This is a genomic window from Nocardia sp. NPDC003726 (assembly GCF_053586955.1).
In genome coordinates, this window is the sequence record NZ_JBSFNF010000002.1 from 290103 (window position 1) to 305700 (window position 15598).

At 70.5% G+C, this 15598-nt stretch carries 11 protein-coding genes; 6 read left to right on the top strand and 5 right to left on the bottom strand.

The window, feature by feature from the left end; genetic code table 11:
* Positions 1-162: 162 nt before the first annotated feature.
* The 4 genes from ACWDMM_RS03805 to ACWDMM_RS03820 all read left to right on the top strand — a co-directional run bounded on the left by ACWDMM_RS03805 (position 163) and on the right by ACWDMM_RS03820 (position 6956).
* Positions 163-897: a MerR family transcriptional regulator gene (locus tag ACWDMM_RS03805; RefSeq protein ID WP_067802421.1), complete on the top strand. Its 735-nt coding sequence runs from the start codon at positions 163-165 to the stop codon at positions 895-897.
* A gap of 241 nt (positions 898-1138) precedes the next feature.
* On the top strand, positions 1139-1714 hold the full coding sequence (locus ACWDMM_RS03810; protein ID WP_323123922.1) for a dihydrofolate reductase family protein: 576 nt from the start codon (positions 1139-1141) through the stop codon (positions 1712-1714).
* Between the two features lie 115 nt (positions 1715-1829).
* Positions 1830-4361, top strand: a complete 2532-nt coding sequence (locus ACWDMM_RS03815; protein WP_449935805.1) for an ATP-binding protein — start codon at positions 1830-1832, stop codon at positions 4359-4361.
* Between the two features lie 42 nt (positions 4362-4403).
* Positions 4404-6956: an ATP-binding protein gene (locus tag ACWDMM_RS03820; RefSeq protein WP_449935807.1), complete on the top strand. Its 2553-nt coding sequence runs from the start codon at positions 4404-4406 to the stop codon at positions 6954-6956.
* 37 nt (positions 6957-6993) lie between these two features.
* Here the strand turns inward: ACWDMM_RS03820 and ACWDMM_RS03825 are convergent, their stop codons facing one another.
* The 5 genes from ACWDMM_RS03825 to ACWDMM_RS03845 form a co-directional block, all read right to left on the bottom strand.
* Positions 6994-7536, bottom strand: a complete 543-nt coding sequence (locus tag ACWDMM_RS03825; protein ID WP_195077525.1) for a hypothetical protein — start codon at positions 7534-7536, stop codon at positions 6994-6996.
* Positions 7537-7677: 141 nt separating this feature from the next.
* Positions 7678-8052, bottom strand: a complete 375-nt coding sequence (locus ACWDMM_RS03830) for a hypothetical protein (protein WP_195077526.1) — start codon at positions 8050-8052, stop codon at positions 7678-7680.
* Positions 8053-8903: 851 nt separating this feature from the next.
* Positions 8904-9653: a DUF6008 family protein gene (locus ACWDMM_RS03835; RefSeq protein WP_449935812.1), complete on the bottom strand. Its 750-nt coding sequence runs from the start codon at positions 9651-9653 to the stop codon at positions 8904-8906.
* Between the two features lie 180 nt (positions 9654-9833).
* Complete coding sequence (locus tag ACWDMM_RS03840) at positions 9834-10454, bottom strand: TetR/AcrR family transcriptional regulator (RefSeq protein ID WP_195077528.1); 621 nt, start codon at positions 10452-10454, stop codon at positions 9834-9836.
* Between the two features lie 65 nt (positions 10455-10519).
* Positions 10520-12988, bottom strand: coding sequence for a phosphoketolase family protein (locus ACWDMM_RS03845; RefSeq protein ID WP_449935815.1), 2469 nt, complete (start codon positions 12986-12988; stop codon positions 10520-10522).
* A 206-nt stretch (positions 12989-13194) separates the two neighbouring features.
* On the opposite strand from ACWDMM_RS03845, the gene ACWDMM_RS03850 reads away from it, so the two are divergent.
* Both ACWDMM_RS03850 and tig read left to right on the top strand, forming a co-directional pair.
* Positions 13195-13770, top strand: a complete 576-nt coding sequence (locus ACWDMM_RS03850) for an FKBP-type peptidyl-prolyl cis-trans isomerase (RefSeq protein WP_195077530.1) — start codon at positions 13195-13197, stop codon at positions 13768-13770.
* A gap of 264 nt (positions 13771-14034) precedes the next feature.
* Positions 14035-15411 carry a trigger factor gene (gene tig, locus ACWDMM_RS03855; RefSeq protein WP_195077531.1) on the top strand — a complete coding sequence of 459 codons (1377 nt, stop codon included), beginning with the start codon at positions 14035-14037 and terminating at the stop codon, positions 15409-15411.
* The last annotated feature ends 187 nt before the right edge of the window (positions 15412-15598 follow it).

A 15598-nucleotide genomic window follows, 5' to 3' on the forward strand; every position in this document is an offset into this window, starting at 1 on the left:
GATTTCCAGCGGCGGGAAGAAGGGGCGGCCGGCGCGCCCGCGGCGGGGCGATCCGCCGCACGCAGTGGTGTTTGCTGAAACGTCGCTAGAGACCGGTCGGTCGCCCCGGCAATGGCCGCGCACCGGCGGTCGTCACGTGTTGCGATGTGGTTTCCTTGAGGTATGACTGCGGGTGTGGAATACACGATCGACGAGCTGGCGCGTGAGGCCGGTACGACCGTGCGCAGCCTGCGCGTTTACCACGAACGCGGTGTGCTGCCGCCCCCGCAGGTCAAGGGGCGTACCGGGTTCTACGGCGCCGACCACCTCAACCGGGTGCGCACCATCAGCAGGTTGCTCGATCGTGGGATCAAGCTCAACGGCATCAAGGAATTGCTCAACGCCTGGGACCGTGGTGACGACCTGGGGGACATCCTCGGTGTCGGCGAGCCCGGCTCCACCGAGGCGCCCGTCGTCGACGCCGCCGACACGATCGCGGCGACCGAGTTGGCCGAGCGCTATCGCGACGTGCCCAACGGTCTGGCCCGGGTCGTGGCCGCGGGTCTGTACGAACCCGTCGACGCGGCGACCTACCGGATCGCCGACCGCCGCCTGGCGCACAGCCTCGACCAGATGACGGCCGCGGGCATCCCGGCCGAGGAGGTCCTCGGCGAACTGGAGAAGCTGCGCGCCGACGCCGAGCGGATCGCCCGGCGCTACGTGGATCTGTTCCGTCGCACCGCGTGGGCGTCGTTCCAGGACTCCGAACGCGGCCCCGCGCAGGTCGACGAACTCGCGCAGCGGCTGGCGGCGACAAGGGCGGTCCCGGCGGAGACCACGGCCGAACTCGTGAACCGGCTCGTCGCAAGGTATCTCGACCAGGACGCGGAGCTGGCCGAGACGCTGCCGGACGCTTGATCCTCCCGCGCGGCCGCACCGATCGAAGTATTTCCGTTTCAGATTCCCAGCATTGGCGATACGTAGCGGTAACGTGCCGTTGATCAACGGTATATTGGGGTCATCCGGCGCGCGATCGCGGCGCCGAGCCGCCTGAGTTCCCCTACTTAGGTATGTCTGCGGGCAACCTACCGATGCGCCGAAGTGTCGCTTCGCCCGACAATCTCTCTGTCGCACAAGGGCAGCAGATGGGTGTGGGCACATGGGAAGCGTGACACTGTGGATGCAGATGTCGCTCGACGGCTTCGCGGAAGGGCCGGATCAGGAAGTCCACTGGCCGGTGGTGGACGAGGAACTGTGCGAATCGTTCCTGGACGAATTGCGCTCGGCGGACCTGTTCCTCTACGGCCGCAAGACCTACGAGATCATGGCGTCGTTCTGGCCGACGGCCGACGTGGATCCGGCGATCTCGGAGTTCTACGTGGATTTCGCGCGGTGCTGGAAAGAGACGCCGAAACTGGTGTTCTCCCGCACCATGTCGCGGGCGAACTGGAACACCCGCGTGGTCGGCGGCGACCTCGTCGAGGAGGTCACGGCGTTGCGCGCGCGGCCGGGGTGCGACATGGTCCTGTTCGGCGGCGCGGAGACGGCGTCGGAGTTCATGAAGCACGACCTGATCGACGAGTACCGGTTGTTCGTGCACCCCATCCTGCTCGGCGGCGGGATCCCGCTGTTCCCGACGCCCGCGGTGGTGTCGGGATTGCAGCTGGTGGACGTGATGACCTTCGACAGCGCGGTGGTCCAGATGCACTACCAGCAGACGGCGTCGGCCAGGTAGGAACCGGCGCGGGAAGCGCGCACCGCCTCCGCGCCCGCGTGAGCGGCCGACCGGACCTCGGACGTAACCTCTGATTGTCGAGCGCGTTGCCGCGTCGTCGGCTAACTTTCGTTTTATGTCCCTGGTTCAGGCACGTGGCGGCGTGCTGCCTGCATCCACCAGTGAATTCGTCGGCCGGGAAACGGAATTGGACCGGCTCGGCGCGTTGCTGGACGGCGGCGCGCGCCTGATCACCCTGGTCGGGCCGGGCGGGATCGGCAAGACGCGCTTGGCGGCGGAGGCGCTGCGCCGCGGCGTCCGCGCCCGCGGCAGGCCGGTGTACTGGGCGCGGCTGGCCGGGTTGGAGGCCGGCAGCACCGCCACCGCCCAAGACGTCATGCAGTCGGCCGTGCGCGCCGACCTCGGTGCGCCGCCGACCCGGTCCGCGCTGGTGCGCACCTTCACCAGCGCTGACCGCTCCGCCGAGCGCGCCATCCTGGTACTGGACAACTGCGAACACCTGCTCGGCGCGGTCGCGGCGATGATCACCGAGTTGCTGGAAGCCACACCGGGACTGACCGTCGTGGCCACCAGCCGCGAACCGATCGGCTGGGCCGACGAGTACATCCTGCCCGTGCCGCCGCTGTCGCCGCGGCAGTCGCTCGAATTGTTCCGGCAGCGGGCCGAACTCATCGGGCGGGCGATCCCGGACGAGCGCGAGGCGACGGCCGTCGCCGCGCGGATCTGCCGCAGGGTCGACCACAATCCGCTGTTCATCCGCCTGGCCGCGGCGCGCCTGCGGCATCAGCCGCCGCTCATGGTGCTGCACGAACTCACCGGCGACGCGGACGACAAACGGTTGCACTGGACCCACGGGGCACGGGCGGGCGCCGAACGGCGCCACCGCGGCGTCTACGACGTGATCGCGTGGTCGTTCGCGCTGTGCGGCCCCGCCGAGCAGTTGCTACTGGAGCGGCTGTCGGTCTTCGCCGCCGGGTACGAGACCGATGACGAGTCGCTGCGCGGCGGCATCGAACTGGACGCGGCGATCGCGGTGTGCGCCGACGAGGATCTGCTGGCCGGTGCGATCGAACAGCTGCTGGAGCGGCTCACCGAACGGTCGCTGTTGTCCGCGCACCTCACCGCGACCACGGTCAGCTGGTATCTGGTGGGAAGCGTCCGGGTGTTCGCCCGTGAGCGGCTGTGCCGTCGGGGCCGCGCCGAGCTCGACCGCCTCGCCGCACGGCATCGCCGGTATTTCCGGGACAAGGTGGTCGCCGGGCAGGCCATGTGGCTCGGCCCGCAGGATCAAGCCTGGCTGGCCTGGGCGCGATCGGCTTGGAACGACATCGTGCTCGGCATCGAGTCCGGCTTGGCGGACCCGGCCGAAGCCGTGGTCGCGCTGGAGACCGCCACCGTGCTGTTGTCGATGAAGGTGCCGTACGTCAAATCCGGCGCAGGCGTGCTGACCCGGTTGACCGAACGCGCGCTGGAGGCCACCCGCGGGTGCGGCCTCGGCCCCTCCGGGCTCGCCGACCTGGCCACCGCGCTGCTCGGCTGGATCGCGCTGTGGCAAGGGCGGACCGATCACATCCCGCGACTACTCGCCGACCGCGCGGCCCTGCCGCCCGGCGCGGGCCCGCGCTACACCGACACGGATTTCGGTCTGCCCGCGCCGGTCGAGTGGATGTGGGGACTGGAACTGATGCTCGTGCGCGGCGACCCGCGCGCGATCGCCGTCCTCACCCGGGCCCGCCGCAAGTTCGCCGAACAGGGCGATCGCATCGGCGCCGAGCGCAGCGACGTGTTCGTGGTCTTCTGCGCCGCCCTCGTCGGCGACCGGCGGCAGGCGCTGGAGCACACCGAGCGGTTCCTCGCGCGGTCGGCGTCCTCCGGATCGACGCTGTCGCGCGCCTGGGCCGAGATCGCGCGCGCGGTGGCGCTGGCCAAGCACGGGTCCGCCGCGGAGGCGCTGACACTGACGCACGGCGTGCTCACCCGCTACCGCGGCGAGCCGGACACCTGGACGGCTAGCTGGGCGGTCGGCGCGCACATCGTCGCGCTGGCCCAGGTGCTCGTCGCGGAGCGCGCCGAGGGCCGCGATCGGGCCGCGTGCGCCGACACCGCGACGGAGATCGCCTATCTGGTGGGCAGTTTCAAGACGCGGCAGCGTTCGATGGGCATCTCCGTCGAACGGGTACCGCTGATCGCCGCCGAGATCCGCGGCGCGGCGGAGGTCGCCCGCGCGGTGCTCGGCGACCGGGCCTACGCCGCCGCCGAGCGCAGAACGCGGTTGCGTCCCGAACTGGACGCGCTGTGGTGCCCCACCGCGGACGCGGTCGCGCCCGCCAGGCGGCCGGATCGCCCGGCCGCCTCCAGACCGGTGTCGCGGCGGCCCGCTTCGCGCTGGGACGATCTGTCCGACGCCGAACGCGATGTCGCCGTCTTCGCCGCCGCGGGCTGGCCCAACAGCGCCATCGCCGGGCACCGGCGCAGCTCCATCCGTACGGTCGACGCGCAGGTCGCCACCATCCGGCAGAAGCTGATGATCGCCTCGCGCGCCGACATCGCGGCCCACATACCCGACGAGCTGGCCGATCGGGTCAGGTACGAAGCCGAGCGTCGGCCCAGGCGCGGTCACAGGAAAAGGACCGGTCGCAACCATTAGGCTGCTCGAGCGGTGGAGTCCCGGATCGGTAGGTGCGTCGGCATGTCGGAGGTGAACAGCGGTGGCGACAACGGCCCCGCCGCGCCCGGTGAGTTCGTGGGCAGACACGCCGAACTGCGGCGGATAGAAGCCCTGCTCAGCTCGTCGAGCGCCCGGTTGATCACTTTGGTCGGGCCCGGCGGAATCGGGAAGACGACGCTGGCGGTCGAAGCCGTGCGGCGCTATCGCGGCGCGGCCCGGCACCCGGTGTACTGGACCAGGCTGGCCCGGCTCGTGCCCGGCGCGGAGACCGGGGCGGTCGCCGAGGAAGTGCTGCTGTCGGTCGCGAAGAACGGCATCGCGGGCCGCTCCGCCTGGGACGGCTTGGTGGAGATCTTCGCCGACGGCTTCGTCGAGGGCGAGGCGCACCGGACCATCCTGGTGCTGGACAACTGCGAACACGTGCTGGCGGGCGTCGGCCCGCTCGTCATCGGGCTGCTGCAGGCGGCCCCCGGCCTGACCATCGTCGCGACCAGCAGGGAGCCGATCGGCTGGATCGACGAGCAACTGGTGACCGTGCCCCCGTTGTCGAGCGCGCACGCCCTCGAACTGTTCCGGCGGCGAGCCGAGCGCACCGGACGGCCGATTCCCGAGGATCCCGGCCAGCTCGACATCGCCACCCGCATCTGCGGGCACGTCGACAACAACCCGCTGTTCATCCGCCTGGCCGCGGCGCGGCTGCTGCACCGGCCACCCGCGATCGTGCTGCGCGAGTTGTCCGGCGACACCGACGATCGCCGCCTGCAGTGGACGCACGGCGCCAGGGGCGGCGTCGGCGAACGGCACCGCAGTGTGCGCGACGTGATCGCCTGGTCCTACGGTCTGTGCACCGCGCAAGAGCAGTTGCTGCTGGACCGCTTGTCGGTGTTCGCCACCGGTTGCGACGCCGAGGACGACGAGACGCCGTGCGGCGGGGCCGAGGTGGACGCGATCGTGGCGGTGTGCGCGGACGCGGCGCTGCCCGCGGAGCGGATCGGCGGGCTGCTGGAGCGCCTGGTCGAGCGCTCGCTGCTGTCGGCCCGCATCACCGCGTCCACGGTGCGCTACTACCTGCTGGAAAGCGTCCGGGTGTTCGTGCGCGACCGGCTGTCCGCCCGCGGCGACCACCTCGACGAGGCGCGGCTGCTCGCCCGGCACCGGCGGCACTATCGCGACCGCGTCGCCTCGGGCCCCTCCTTCTGGTACGGCCCGAGGGAACAGGAGTGGATCGACTGGGCCCGCGCGGCCTGGGACAACATCCTCATCGCCATCGAGACCAGTCTGGCCGATCCGGAAGAGGCCGTGGTCGGGTTGGAGACCGCCGCGACGCTGATGGCGTTGCGCGTGCCGTTCATCACCGGGTCCAACCGCGCCATCACCAGCCTCACCGAACAGGCGCTGGAAGTCACCGCGCAGGTCGAGCCGCCGCCGACCCGGCTGCGGATCAACGCGACCGCACTGGTGGGCTGGATCGCCATCTGGCAGGGCAGACACGCCTACACCGCGCAACTACTGGACGAATGCGCCGCGGAGTGCCTGCCGGACGCGCGACTGCGGCGTCGCTGGCGTGAGACGACCGCCACCGATGCCGGCCTGCCCGCCGCGGTGGAGTTCACCTGGGGGCTCGAGCTGCTGCTGATCCACCTCGACATCCGCGCGGTGGACGTGCTGGCCAGGGCGCGGCGGAAATTCGCCGTGCTCGGCGACCGGGCCGGCGAGCAGCGCAGCGAATTGTTCGAAGCGCTCACCTACGCGAACTTGGGTGAGGCGGACGTCGCGCTCGCGGCCGCGCGCAGGCATCTGGACCGGGCCGTGGCCTCCGACGCGGGCTGGGCGACCTCGTGGGCCGAGCTGGCCTGGATGATCGCGGTCTCCCGGCACGGGGACGCGCGGGAGGCGGTCACGCTGGGGAAGTCCATTCTGGAACGCCTGCTGATCACGGGCGACACCTGGACGGCGGGCTGGGTCGCGCATTTCATCATGATGGCGCTGACCTACCTGCTGTCCGCCCGGATCGAGGCGGGGGACACCGACAGCGCCGAGGCGATCGCCGCCGCCACCGAGATCGCCCATCTGCAAGGCGGGATCGCCACGCTGCACCGTTCCATGGGCATCGTCGCGGATCGGGTGACCCTGGTGGCCAGGGGCACCGCTCAGGCCGTCGCGGCGGTCACCGCGGTCATCGGCGCGGAGGCGCACGAGGCGGCGGTCCAGCGCGGCGCGCGCCTGCGTCCCGAACGCGACGAACTGCAATTGCTGCTGCTTGGCAGGCTGCCCGCCGACCGCCTGCTGCCCGCGCGGCGGCCGCAGGCCAGGTCGACGGCCTCGCGCTGGGACGAGCTGACGCCCGCCGAACGCGAGGTCGCCGTGCTGGCCGCCGCGGGCTGGGCCAACAGCGCCATCGCCGCGCGCAGGGGCAGTTCGATCCGGACGGTCGATGCCCAGGTGGCGACCGTGCGCAGGAAGCTGATGGCGGCCACGAGGGCCGACATCAGCTGGCATGTGCCGGATCACCTCGAGGAGCGGATCCGGCTGGAATCGCAGCGGAGGCCGGCGCGCACGCGAACACGCCCGTGACCGCGGCGGTCACGGGCGTGCCGGTGGATGGGCCGGGTCAGGTCAGCGAGCCGTCGTAGCACAGGCTCGACGACCGCCAGGAATGCTGCGGGCCGGTGCCGGGATCGAAGGTCCACTGGTCGATCGATCCGGCGGCCTTCCACCACACGGAGCCGCGGCCGTCCGAGACCACCTGGTAGACGTCCTCGGAGCCCTCGATGAGCTGGCTTCCGACGCAGTAGTCGTTGTATTCCGTGCCGTACTGGCGGGCGCCGGGGCTGAACAGGCCCGCAGGGTGGGTGTAGGCGCCCGGGTTCGGCACGGTGCTGCCCTGCCGCACGGCGTTGCCGCGATGCCAGTAGGGCGCGCCGACCGCGTCGGTGCCGCAGCTGAAGGTCCAGCCACCCGCGACGACCGTGGTGCCCTGGCCGTAGGCGCCCCCGGCCCAGAGGCAGGCAGCGCCCTGAGCCTCGGCGGTGCCCGCGCCGAGGCTCAGGCCGCCCGCCGCCACCGCTGCCGCCGCCAGCAGGGTGAGCGTCCGTGCCGTGCCGCGCTTGTCGTCACACGCGGTCGTCCGGCGAAGCCCGTTGATCTTGAACATGGGTGTTTCTCTTTCGTGCGCTATCCCGGCCGGAGTGGATTTCCGGGATGGGTGATACTTCAAGTAGTGTGCCGCTAGATAGCGGTACGATCGGACCGAGTGGACGTCACGGAAGGTTCGTGGGTGCAGCCGGTCCGGCGCTCACTGGCACCAGCGGGCCTGCGGACGGCAGACGGTGTAGCCGCTGCCGTCCGGGCGGGCGACGCGCGACCAGCTGGGGCTGGCCGACGAGTCGCCCGTGGTGGTGTCGGCCGGGGCGGGACGGCTCTGGCGCTGGTGATAGTCGCGGATGGCGTCGTCGTGCTCCTCCGCGCGCAGCGGGTCGTTGTCGCTGTGGTTGTAGCCCATCGGATCGATGTGGTGCCAGCCGTTGGTGTCGCCGGTGCCGTTGCGCGGGTCCGACGGGCCCGAGTGCGACTCGGCGCCTGCGATGCCGGCGGCGGCGGCGGTGAGCATGCCGACGATCGCGGTACAGGCGAGCAGTCGCCGTGCGGCGGAATGGGTGGTGGCGGTCATCGTAAGTCTCCGTTCGGGATTCGAGCCGTGCGCGGCGACACGGTTCGAGCGGCGGCGGTGCGGCGAACGTCGATGGTCGTGGTTGCCGCGCGAGGTGGGGGCGGGGAAGGGATCGGGGCGGCATCCGTCGCGGACGGCTCGTCCGCGGGCCGGTGCCGGTCGGCTCGGTCCCGGTTGTCGGGATGGGAGGAGCCCGGCCTGTCGTATCCGTGGCGGCCCGGGTCTGCGGGGCGCGGTGCCGCGACGATCGCGTCGGGCCCGGCCAGCGCATCGGCTTGCGCCGGGGTTTCCGGCGTTGCCGCTATCGCGCTCACGATCAGCGGGCGGACGAGCCAGGTCTGTGTCCGTCGCTGGTGCGGCGTGATGCCGGTCATCGTTCGCGTCCGTTCATCTCGCCACCTCGGGCTCGGGGATCGGTCCGGTGGGGTCCGATCGGCGGGTCCCTATCCATCGTGCCGTTGGATAACGTCACATTAATCGACGGGTCGATCCCTTGTCGAGTGCTTTCTCGAGCATGGGAAGAGTTGCCACGTTTTCCGCGCGGCCCGGCACCGCGACCAGCGGCGACGCCAAGCGTCTTGAACCCGAGGGGCTGCGCGACCTCCCCCAGGGGTGCCGCATTTCCGGGCCGGAATCCGCGTACATATGCGTTGTCGACGCGCGCTGGGGTGGTCGGAATCGACGTCCGCGCAACCTCGTCGAGCGGACTGCGGTTTGCTACCGACGAGGCTGGACTTCGGTGGGCATTCGTCGTCCGAGACCGGCCGCACCGCCCGGCGAGAGGGTAATTAGGTCGCGACGCGAAAAAGGGCGCCTGCCGTGATGGCAGACGCCCTTATGGGGCCGCTGAATCAGGCTTCGGTGACCGCCGCGTACGCCGGAGCCGCCGCGCCCGCGGCCGCCGCGGGCGCGCGGCTCGGCTTGGCGGCGGCGGGGTCGCGGAACGGCGCCTCGATCACGGCGCGCTCCCGCCACAGGTAGTACAGCGCCATGGCGAAGATGCTCGTGCCGATCACGTTGGCCAGGAAGTGCCACCAGATGCGGTAGGTGGACGCGCCCGCGCCCGGATCGAGCAGGCCGAAGAAGGTCGACAACCCGATCGCCTTGGTGCCGAACGCCACCGTCAGCGTGAGCGCGAGATGTTCGAGCCCGTGGATGCCCTGCATCAGCACGCCCATGCGGCCCCACTTGCGTGCCTTGCTCTCCACGGCGTGATGGGTGACCAGTGCGACGCCGACCAGTCCGGCGAGGAAGTGGAAATTGCCGACCAGGTGCAGGATTTCCATGCCCAGCGCCGGTTTCATGTGGTTCACCTGGCCGAATCCGTTGGCCAAGCCGGTGCCCCACGGGGTCATCCACGACGGTGCGTTGGGGTGCTGGACCCAGTATCCGACCTGTGCCACGTGCTCCTGGAAGTGACCGATCTGGGCGATGACGCCCAGCGCGACGACCCCGAGCGCGGTACGGAACATCCACGGTCGCAGCGGTTTACGTATCGCGACGGCGAGCACGCCGACGGCCGCCCACATGACGACCATCCACGCCACCATCAAGATCGCACCTAGGATGTCCAACCCGGTCGCTTCGGCTGTGTGGTTCATGAGAACCGCCCTTCTGCGCGCCCTCCGGCAACGGCGACGGATGGGGGAGTTGCTACGGAAACGCGCGAAACGCGTTGTCCGCAAGATACAAGGTGGCGACGGTCTCTGTCCGCGATTTTCTAATGTCCTGAAATCTCTCACAATTCGGCCCGAGTCATACCGAAGACGTATCGGGCGTGGTCAGGGTGTGCGCAAGAAGCTTTCGACGATGCGGCGTGCGCGGTCGGCGGCGTCCGGATCGCCGATCCGCAGGGCGGTGTTCGTCGCGCAGAGCACCGCGTCGATCTGGAACGCGGCCAGATCGGCGTCCAGCTCGGCGATCTCACCGGCGGACGCCGCGGCGCGCAGTTCCCGCGCCAGCAGCCGCACCCACGCTCGCTGGTCGCGGAACAGGGCGTCGCGCACCGGCCCCGGCTTGCTGTCGTGCTCGGCCATGGTCGCGACGCGGAAGCATCCGCCAGGGAACAGCGGCGTCGTGGCGTAGACCATCCAGTGCTCCACCAAGGCGCGCAGGCGAGCGACGCCGTGCGGCGCGGACCGGGCAGGTTCGACGACCGCTTCCACGAACCGGTCGCGCGCGTGGTCGACGGCGGCCAGCTGCAATGCCTCCTTGGTGCGGAACAGGGTCTGGATCCCGGCCTTGCTCAGCCCGGTGTCCTCGGCCAGCCTGCCGAAGCTGAGGCCGTCCAATCCGTCGAGCGAGGCGATGTCGACCGCGTGTCGCAGCACCGTGGCGCGGGTCCTGGCGCCGCGCAGCAGGCGTTTGTCGGTGATTTCGGCGGTTCGCGGGACACTTTCCATACGGTCGATCGTACTTCTGCCGGGCCGGAACCCGCACCGGCCGGGACGGAAGTCCGTCGTACGGTTCAGGCGCGCTCGTAGGGCCAGCTCCAGTCGGCGACCTCGGGGATGTCCTCGCCGTGTTCCCTGGTCCACGCGCGGGCCGTCCACCGCGCGTCGGCCATCTCCTGGCGCAAGCCCGCGGCCCGCTCGCGCAGGCTCGGCACCCGATCGATGACGTCCATCACCAAGTGGTAGCGGTCCAGATCGTTGAGCATCACCATGTCGAACGGCGTGGTGGTGGTGCCCCGCTCCCGGTAACCACGGACGTGCAGTCCGTCGTGGTTGGCGCGCCGATAGGTCAGCCGGTGGATCAGCCACGGATAGCCGTGGAAGGCGAAGATCACCGGCCGGTCCCGGGTGAACAGGGTGTCGAACTCGCAGTCGGGCAGGCCGTGCGGATGTTCCTCGCGCGGTTGCAGCCGCATCAGGTCGACCACGTTCACCACCCGGACGCGCAGCTCGGGCAGGCGTGCCCGCAGGATCGCCGCCGCGGCGAGGGTCTCCAGCGTCGGTATGTCGCCCGCGCAGGCGAGCACCACGTCCGGTGTGGTGCCCACCTCGTCGCCGTGGCAGGCCCACGGCCAGATGCCGATCCCGCGCGCGCAGTGTTCGGCGGCTTCGGTCACCGACAGCCAGTCGGCCTGCGGCTGCTTGCCCGCGACCACGACGTTCACGTAGTGGCGCGAGCGCAGGCAGTGGTCGTAGGTGGACAGCAGTGTGTTCGCGTCCGGCGGCAGATACACCCGCACGATCGAGGCCTTCTTGTTCAGCACGACGTCCAGGAAGCCGGGGTCCTGGTGGGTGAAGCCGTTGTGGTCCTGGCGCCACACGTGCGAGGACAGCAGGTAGTTCAGGCTGGGGATCGGACGCCGCCACGGCACCGCCGAACTGGCGTCGAGCCATTTGGCGTGCTGGTTGAACATGGCGTCCACGATGTGGATGAACGCCTCGTAACAGGTGAACACCCCGTGCCTGCCGGTGAGCAGATACCCCTCGAGCAACCCCTGGCACATGTGCTCGGACAGCACCTCGATCACCCGGCCCGCGCGGTCGAGTTTCTGGTCGCGCGGGTCGATCTCCGCCTGCCAGTTGCGGCCGGTGACCTCGAGGATGTCCTGCAGGCGGTTGCTGGCCAGTTCGTCCGGCGCGAAGGTGAGGAAGTTGTCCGGATTGCGCCGGGTGACCTCGCGCAGCCAGCCGCCGAGCACCTTGGTCGCCTCGTGCGAGGTCGCGCCGGGCCTGCCGACCTCGACGCCGAAGTCGCGCCAGTCCGGCAGGCGCAGGTCGCGCAGCAGCATGCCGCCGTTGGCGACCGGATTGGCGCTCATCCGCCGATCGCCGACGGGTACCTGAGCGGTCAGCTCCGGTACCGGCTTGCCGTCCTCGTCGAACAGTTCCTCCGGACGGTAGGACCGCAGCCACTGTTCCAGCACCGCGCGGTGCCCCTCGTCCGAGCGCGCCCCCGGCAGCGGCACCTGGTGCGCGCGGAAGGTTCCCGCCACCTGGTCGCCGTCCACCACCGGGGGACAGGTCCAGCCCTTGGGCGTGCGCAGCACGATCATCGGCCAGTTCGGGCGCGTCCCGTCCGTGCCGTCGCGCGCGGCGCGCTGGATCCGTCCGATGCGGTCCATGCTCTCGTCCACCGCCGCGGCCATCGCCTGGTGCACGGCGGCGGGATCGTCACCGGCGACGACGACGGGCTCGTAGCCGTAGCCGCGCAGCAGCGTCAGCAGCTCCGTTTCCGGGATGCGGGCCAGGATGGTGGGATTGGCGATCTTGTACTCGTTCAGCGCCAGGATCGGCAGCACCGCGCCGTCGCGGGCCGGATTGAGGAACTTGTTCGCATGCCAGCTGGTGGCCAGCGGACCCGTTTCCGCCTCGCCGTCGCCGACCACGCAGAACACGGTGAGATCGGGATTGTCCAGGGCGGCGCCGAACGCGTGCAGCAGCGAATAGCCGAGCTCGCCGCCCTCGTGGAAGGAGCCGGGCGTCTCCGGTGCGCAGTGGCTCGGCACCCCGCCCGGGAAGGAGAACTGGCGGAACAGCGCGCCCATGCCCGCGGCGTCCTGCGGAATGTGGCTGTAGAGCTCGGAGTACGTGCCTTCCAGCCAGCCGCACGCGTTCGGGCCGGGACCACCGTGCCCGGGACCGGCGACGAAGACGGCGTTCAGGTCGCGCCTGCGGATCGCGCGATTGGCGTGCACCCAGACGAGGTTCAGGCCGGGCACCGTGCCGAAGTGCCCGAGCAGCCTGGGTTTGACGTGCTCGGCGCGCAGCGGTTCGCGCAGCAGCGGATTCGCCGTCAGGTAGATCTGGCCGACCGCGAGATAGTTCGCGGCCCGCCACCACGCGTCGATCGCCGCCAGCTCCTCGCGCGCCAGCGGTCCCGGCACGTCCGCCAGCCGATAGGGACGCGGTGCGACGGTCCGGCCGCCGGTGCTGCCGACGTTGTCCGCCGAAGTATCGCCACCCGCACTCGCCATGTGGGTCATGGGCCGACTCTCCTCACGCTCTTGGCATCGGGGGCGACGGCGACCGGCCGCCGTCCCGGTCCTGCAACGGTTGCCGACCGGAATCGACAACGCCGGATGGAGAATTCACCGCCAAGCCTAGCCGCAGCGGGCTCCGCGGGGCGGCCCGCGCGTGTCGCGTGAAGTCCGTCCAGCCCCGCGGCCGCTCGTGGTCTAGGGTCCGCGGCATGCACATTCTCGGACGGATCATCGGGATCGGCGTCCTCGCCGCGACCACCGTCGCGCTGGCGGCCTGCGGCTCGGACGACGAGTCCGCCACGGCCGTCTCCACGACGAGGACCACCGTGGCGGCAGGGCCTTCCGCGCAGCGCCCCGCCACGCAGAGCAAGGGCAGGGAGTGCACGGCCGACGATCTCGGGGTCAGCGGCGATTTCGGCGCCGCGCCGAAGATCACCCTGCCCGACAACTGCGACCCGCCGAAGCAACTGATCGTCAAGGATCTGAAGGAAGGCAGCGGGCCCGCCGCCGCGCCCGGTCAGCAGCTGACCATGAACTACGCGCTGGTCACCTGGTCGGACAAGAAGACGCTGGACAGCTCGTTCGATCGCGGCAAGCCGTTCCAGCTCACCCTCGGCGCGGGCCAGGTCATCGACGGCTGGGACCAGGGGCTGGTCGGTGTGAAGGAAGGCGCGCGCCGGTTGCTGATCGTGCCGCCTGAGCTGGGCTACGGCGCGGGCGGACGCGGCATCGCCCCGTACGAGACGCTGGTCTTCGTGACCGACGCCGTCTCGGTGGGGAAGTAGCCCGCCCGCTCACGCGCCGCCACGGGCACCGCCGGGTGCAGCCCCGCCGGGCCGGTCAACTAACCTGGTCGGGATGCGTGGCGTACGCCGCACCCCCTCGTCGTCTCGGCCGAGGCCGGGACTCCGGTTCGGATCGGCGCCGGTGGGGGAGCGCGGCAGCCGGCGTAGGGCCGCTTCGCCCGCCGTTCCGAACCGGGAACGCCGCGGGCGTGGCGCCGCAGAACGAACGTCAACCAGTACGAACAACGAACAAGGAGCATGTCCGTGAAGAGCACCGTCGAGCAGCTGAGCCCGACCCGGGTCCGGATCAATGTCGAGGTGCCCTTCGAGGAGCTGAAGCCGGATTTCGACCGCGCGTACAAGGCACTGGCCAAGCAGGTCCGCATCCCCGGCTTCCGTCCCGGTAAGGCGCCCGCGAAGCTGCTCGAGGCCCGTCTCGGCCGTGGCGCGATCCTGGAGCAGGTCGTCAACGACGCGCTGCCGGGTCGCTACAGCGAGGCCGTCACCACCTCCGAGGTGAAGGTCATCGGTCAGCCCGAGATCGAGATCACCAAGATCGAGGACGGCCAGGAGCTGGCCTTCACCGCCGAGGTCGACGTGCGTCCGGAGATCACGCTGCCGGACTACTCGAGCATCGCGGTCACCGTCGACGCGTTCACCGTCGGCGACGAGGACATCGAGGAGCAGTTGCAGTCGCTGCGCCAGCGCTTCGGCACCCTGACCGGGGTCGAGCGTCCGGTGCAGAACGGTGACTTCGTCTCCATCGACCTGTCGGCGACCGTGGACGGCGAGGAGGTGGCCGAGGCCGCCACGACCGGCCTGTCCCACGAGGTCGGCTCCGGTCAGCTCATCGAGGGCCTGGACGAGGCGCTGGTCGGATTGTCGGCGGGCGAGTCGAAGGAGTTCACCTCGAAGCTCGTCGCCGGCGAGCACGCGGGCAAGGACGCGGTCATCACCGTGACCGTGCAGACCGTCAAGGAGCGGGAGCTGCCCGAGGCCGACGACGAGTTCGCCCAGCTGGCCAGCGAATTCGACACGCTGGAGGAGCTGAAGGCCGATCTGCGCAGCCGCGTCGAGCGGGTCAAGAAGGTGCAGCAGGCAGGCGAGATCCGTGACAAGGTGCTCGACACCCTGCTCGAGCAGGTCGAGGTGCCGCTGCCCGACGCCGTGGTGCAGGCCGAGATCGACGCGGTGACCCACGACGCGGTGCACGGCTTCGACCACGACGAGGCCAAGTTCGCCGAGGCGCTCGCGGCGCAGGGCAGCACCCGCGAGGAGTTCGACGCCGACACCAAGCAGGCCGCCGAGAAGTCGGTCAAGACCCAGCTGCTGCTGGACGCGATCGCCGAGGCGGAGGGCACCCAGGTCGGCCAGGAGGAGCTCACCGAGCGGATCCTGTTCCAGTCCCAGCGCTACGGCCTGTCGCCGGAGCAGTTCATCCAGCAGGTGCAGCAGGCGGGCCAGCTCGGCGCGATCTTCGCGGACGTGCGGCGCGGCAAGGCGCTGGCGGGCGTGGTCGGCCAGGTGACCGTCACCGACTCCGCGGGCAACCCGGTGGACACCGCCGAAATGTTCGGCGCGCCCGCCGATTCCGCGGACGAGGACGCGGCCGAGGAGACGGCCGCGGCGGACGCCGAGTAAATCCATGGAATGTCGGCGTGATCGACGCCCGCGAGGTGCGCTGATTGCGCTGTGAGCGAAGAAAGGGCGGTACCGGGAGTTCGGTGCCGCCCTGCTTCGTTAATGTTTGTGACGGCAAGTTGGATGGCCATGTCCGACCGGGTGCGGCGTATCCAACCAGTGATGGCTATGTGGCAATCCGCAACGA

Excerpts from the sequence above, each read along its gene's own strand:
- ACWDMM_RS03805 (WP_067802421.1), top strand. The coding sequence starts at position 163 with ATGACTGCGGGTGTGGAATACACGATCGACGAGCTGGCGCGTGAGGCC.
- ACWDMM_RS03810 (WP_323123922.1), top strand. The coding sequence starts at position 1,139 with ATGGGAAGCGTGACACTGTGGATGCAGATGTCGCTCGACGGCTTCGCG.
- ACWDMM_RS03815 (WP_449935805.1), top strand. The coding sequence starts at position 1,830 with ATGTCCCTGGTTCAGGCACGTGGCGGCGTGCTGCCTGCATCCACCAGT.
- ACWDMM_RS03820 (WP_449935807.1), top strand. The coding sequence starts at position 4,404 with ATGTCGGAGGTGAACAGCGGTGGCGACAACGGCCCCGCCGCGCCCGGT.
- ACWDMM_RS03825 (WP_195077525.1), bottom strand. The coding sequence starts at position 7,536 with ATGTTCAAGATCAACGGGCTTCGCCGGACGACCGCGTGTGACGACAAG.
- ACWDMM_RS03830 (WP_195077526.1), bottom strand. The coding sequence starts at position 8,052 with ATGACCGCCACCACCCATTCCGCCGCACGGCGACTGCTCGCCTGTACC.
- ACWDMM_RS03835 (WP_449935812.1), bottom strand. The coding sequence starts at position 9,653 with ATGAACCACACAGCCGAAGCGACCGGGTTGGACATCCTAGGTGCGATC.
- ACWDMM_RS03840 (WP_195077528.1), bottom strand. The coding sequence starts at position 10,454 with ATGGAAAGTGTCCCGCGAACCGCCGAAATCACCGACAAACGCCTGCTG.
- ACWDMM_RS03845 (WP_449935815.1), bottom strand. The coding sequence starts at position 12,988 with ATGACCCACATGGCGAGTGCGGGTGGCGATACTTCGGCGGACAACGTC.
- ACWDMM_RS03850 (WP_195077530.1), top strand. The coding sequence starts at position 13,195 with ATGCACATTCTCGGACGGATCATCGGGATCGGCGTCCTCGCCGCGACC.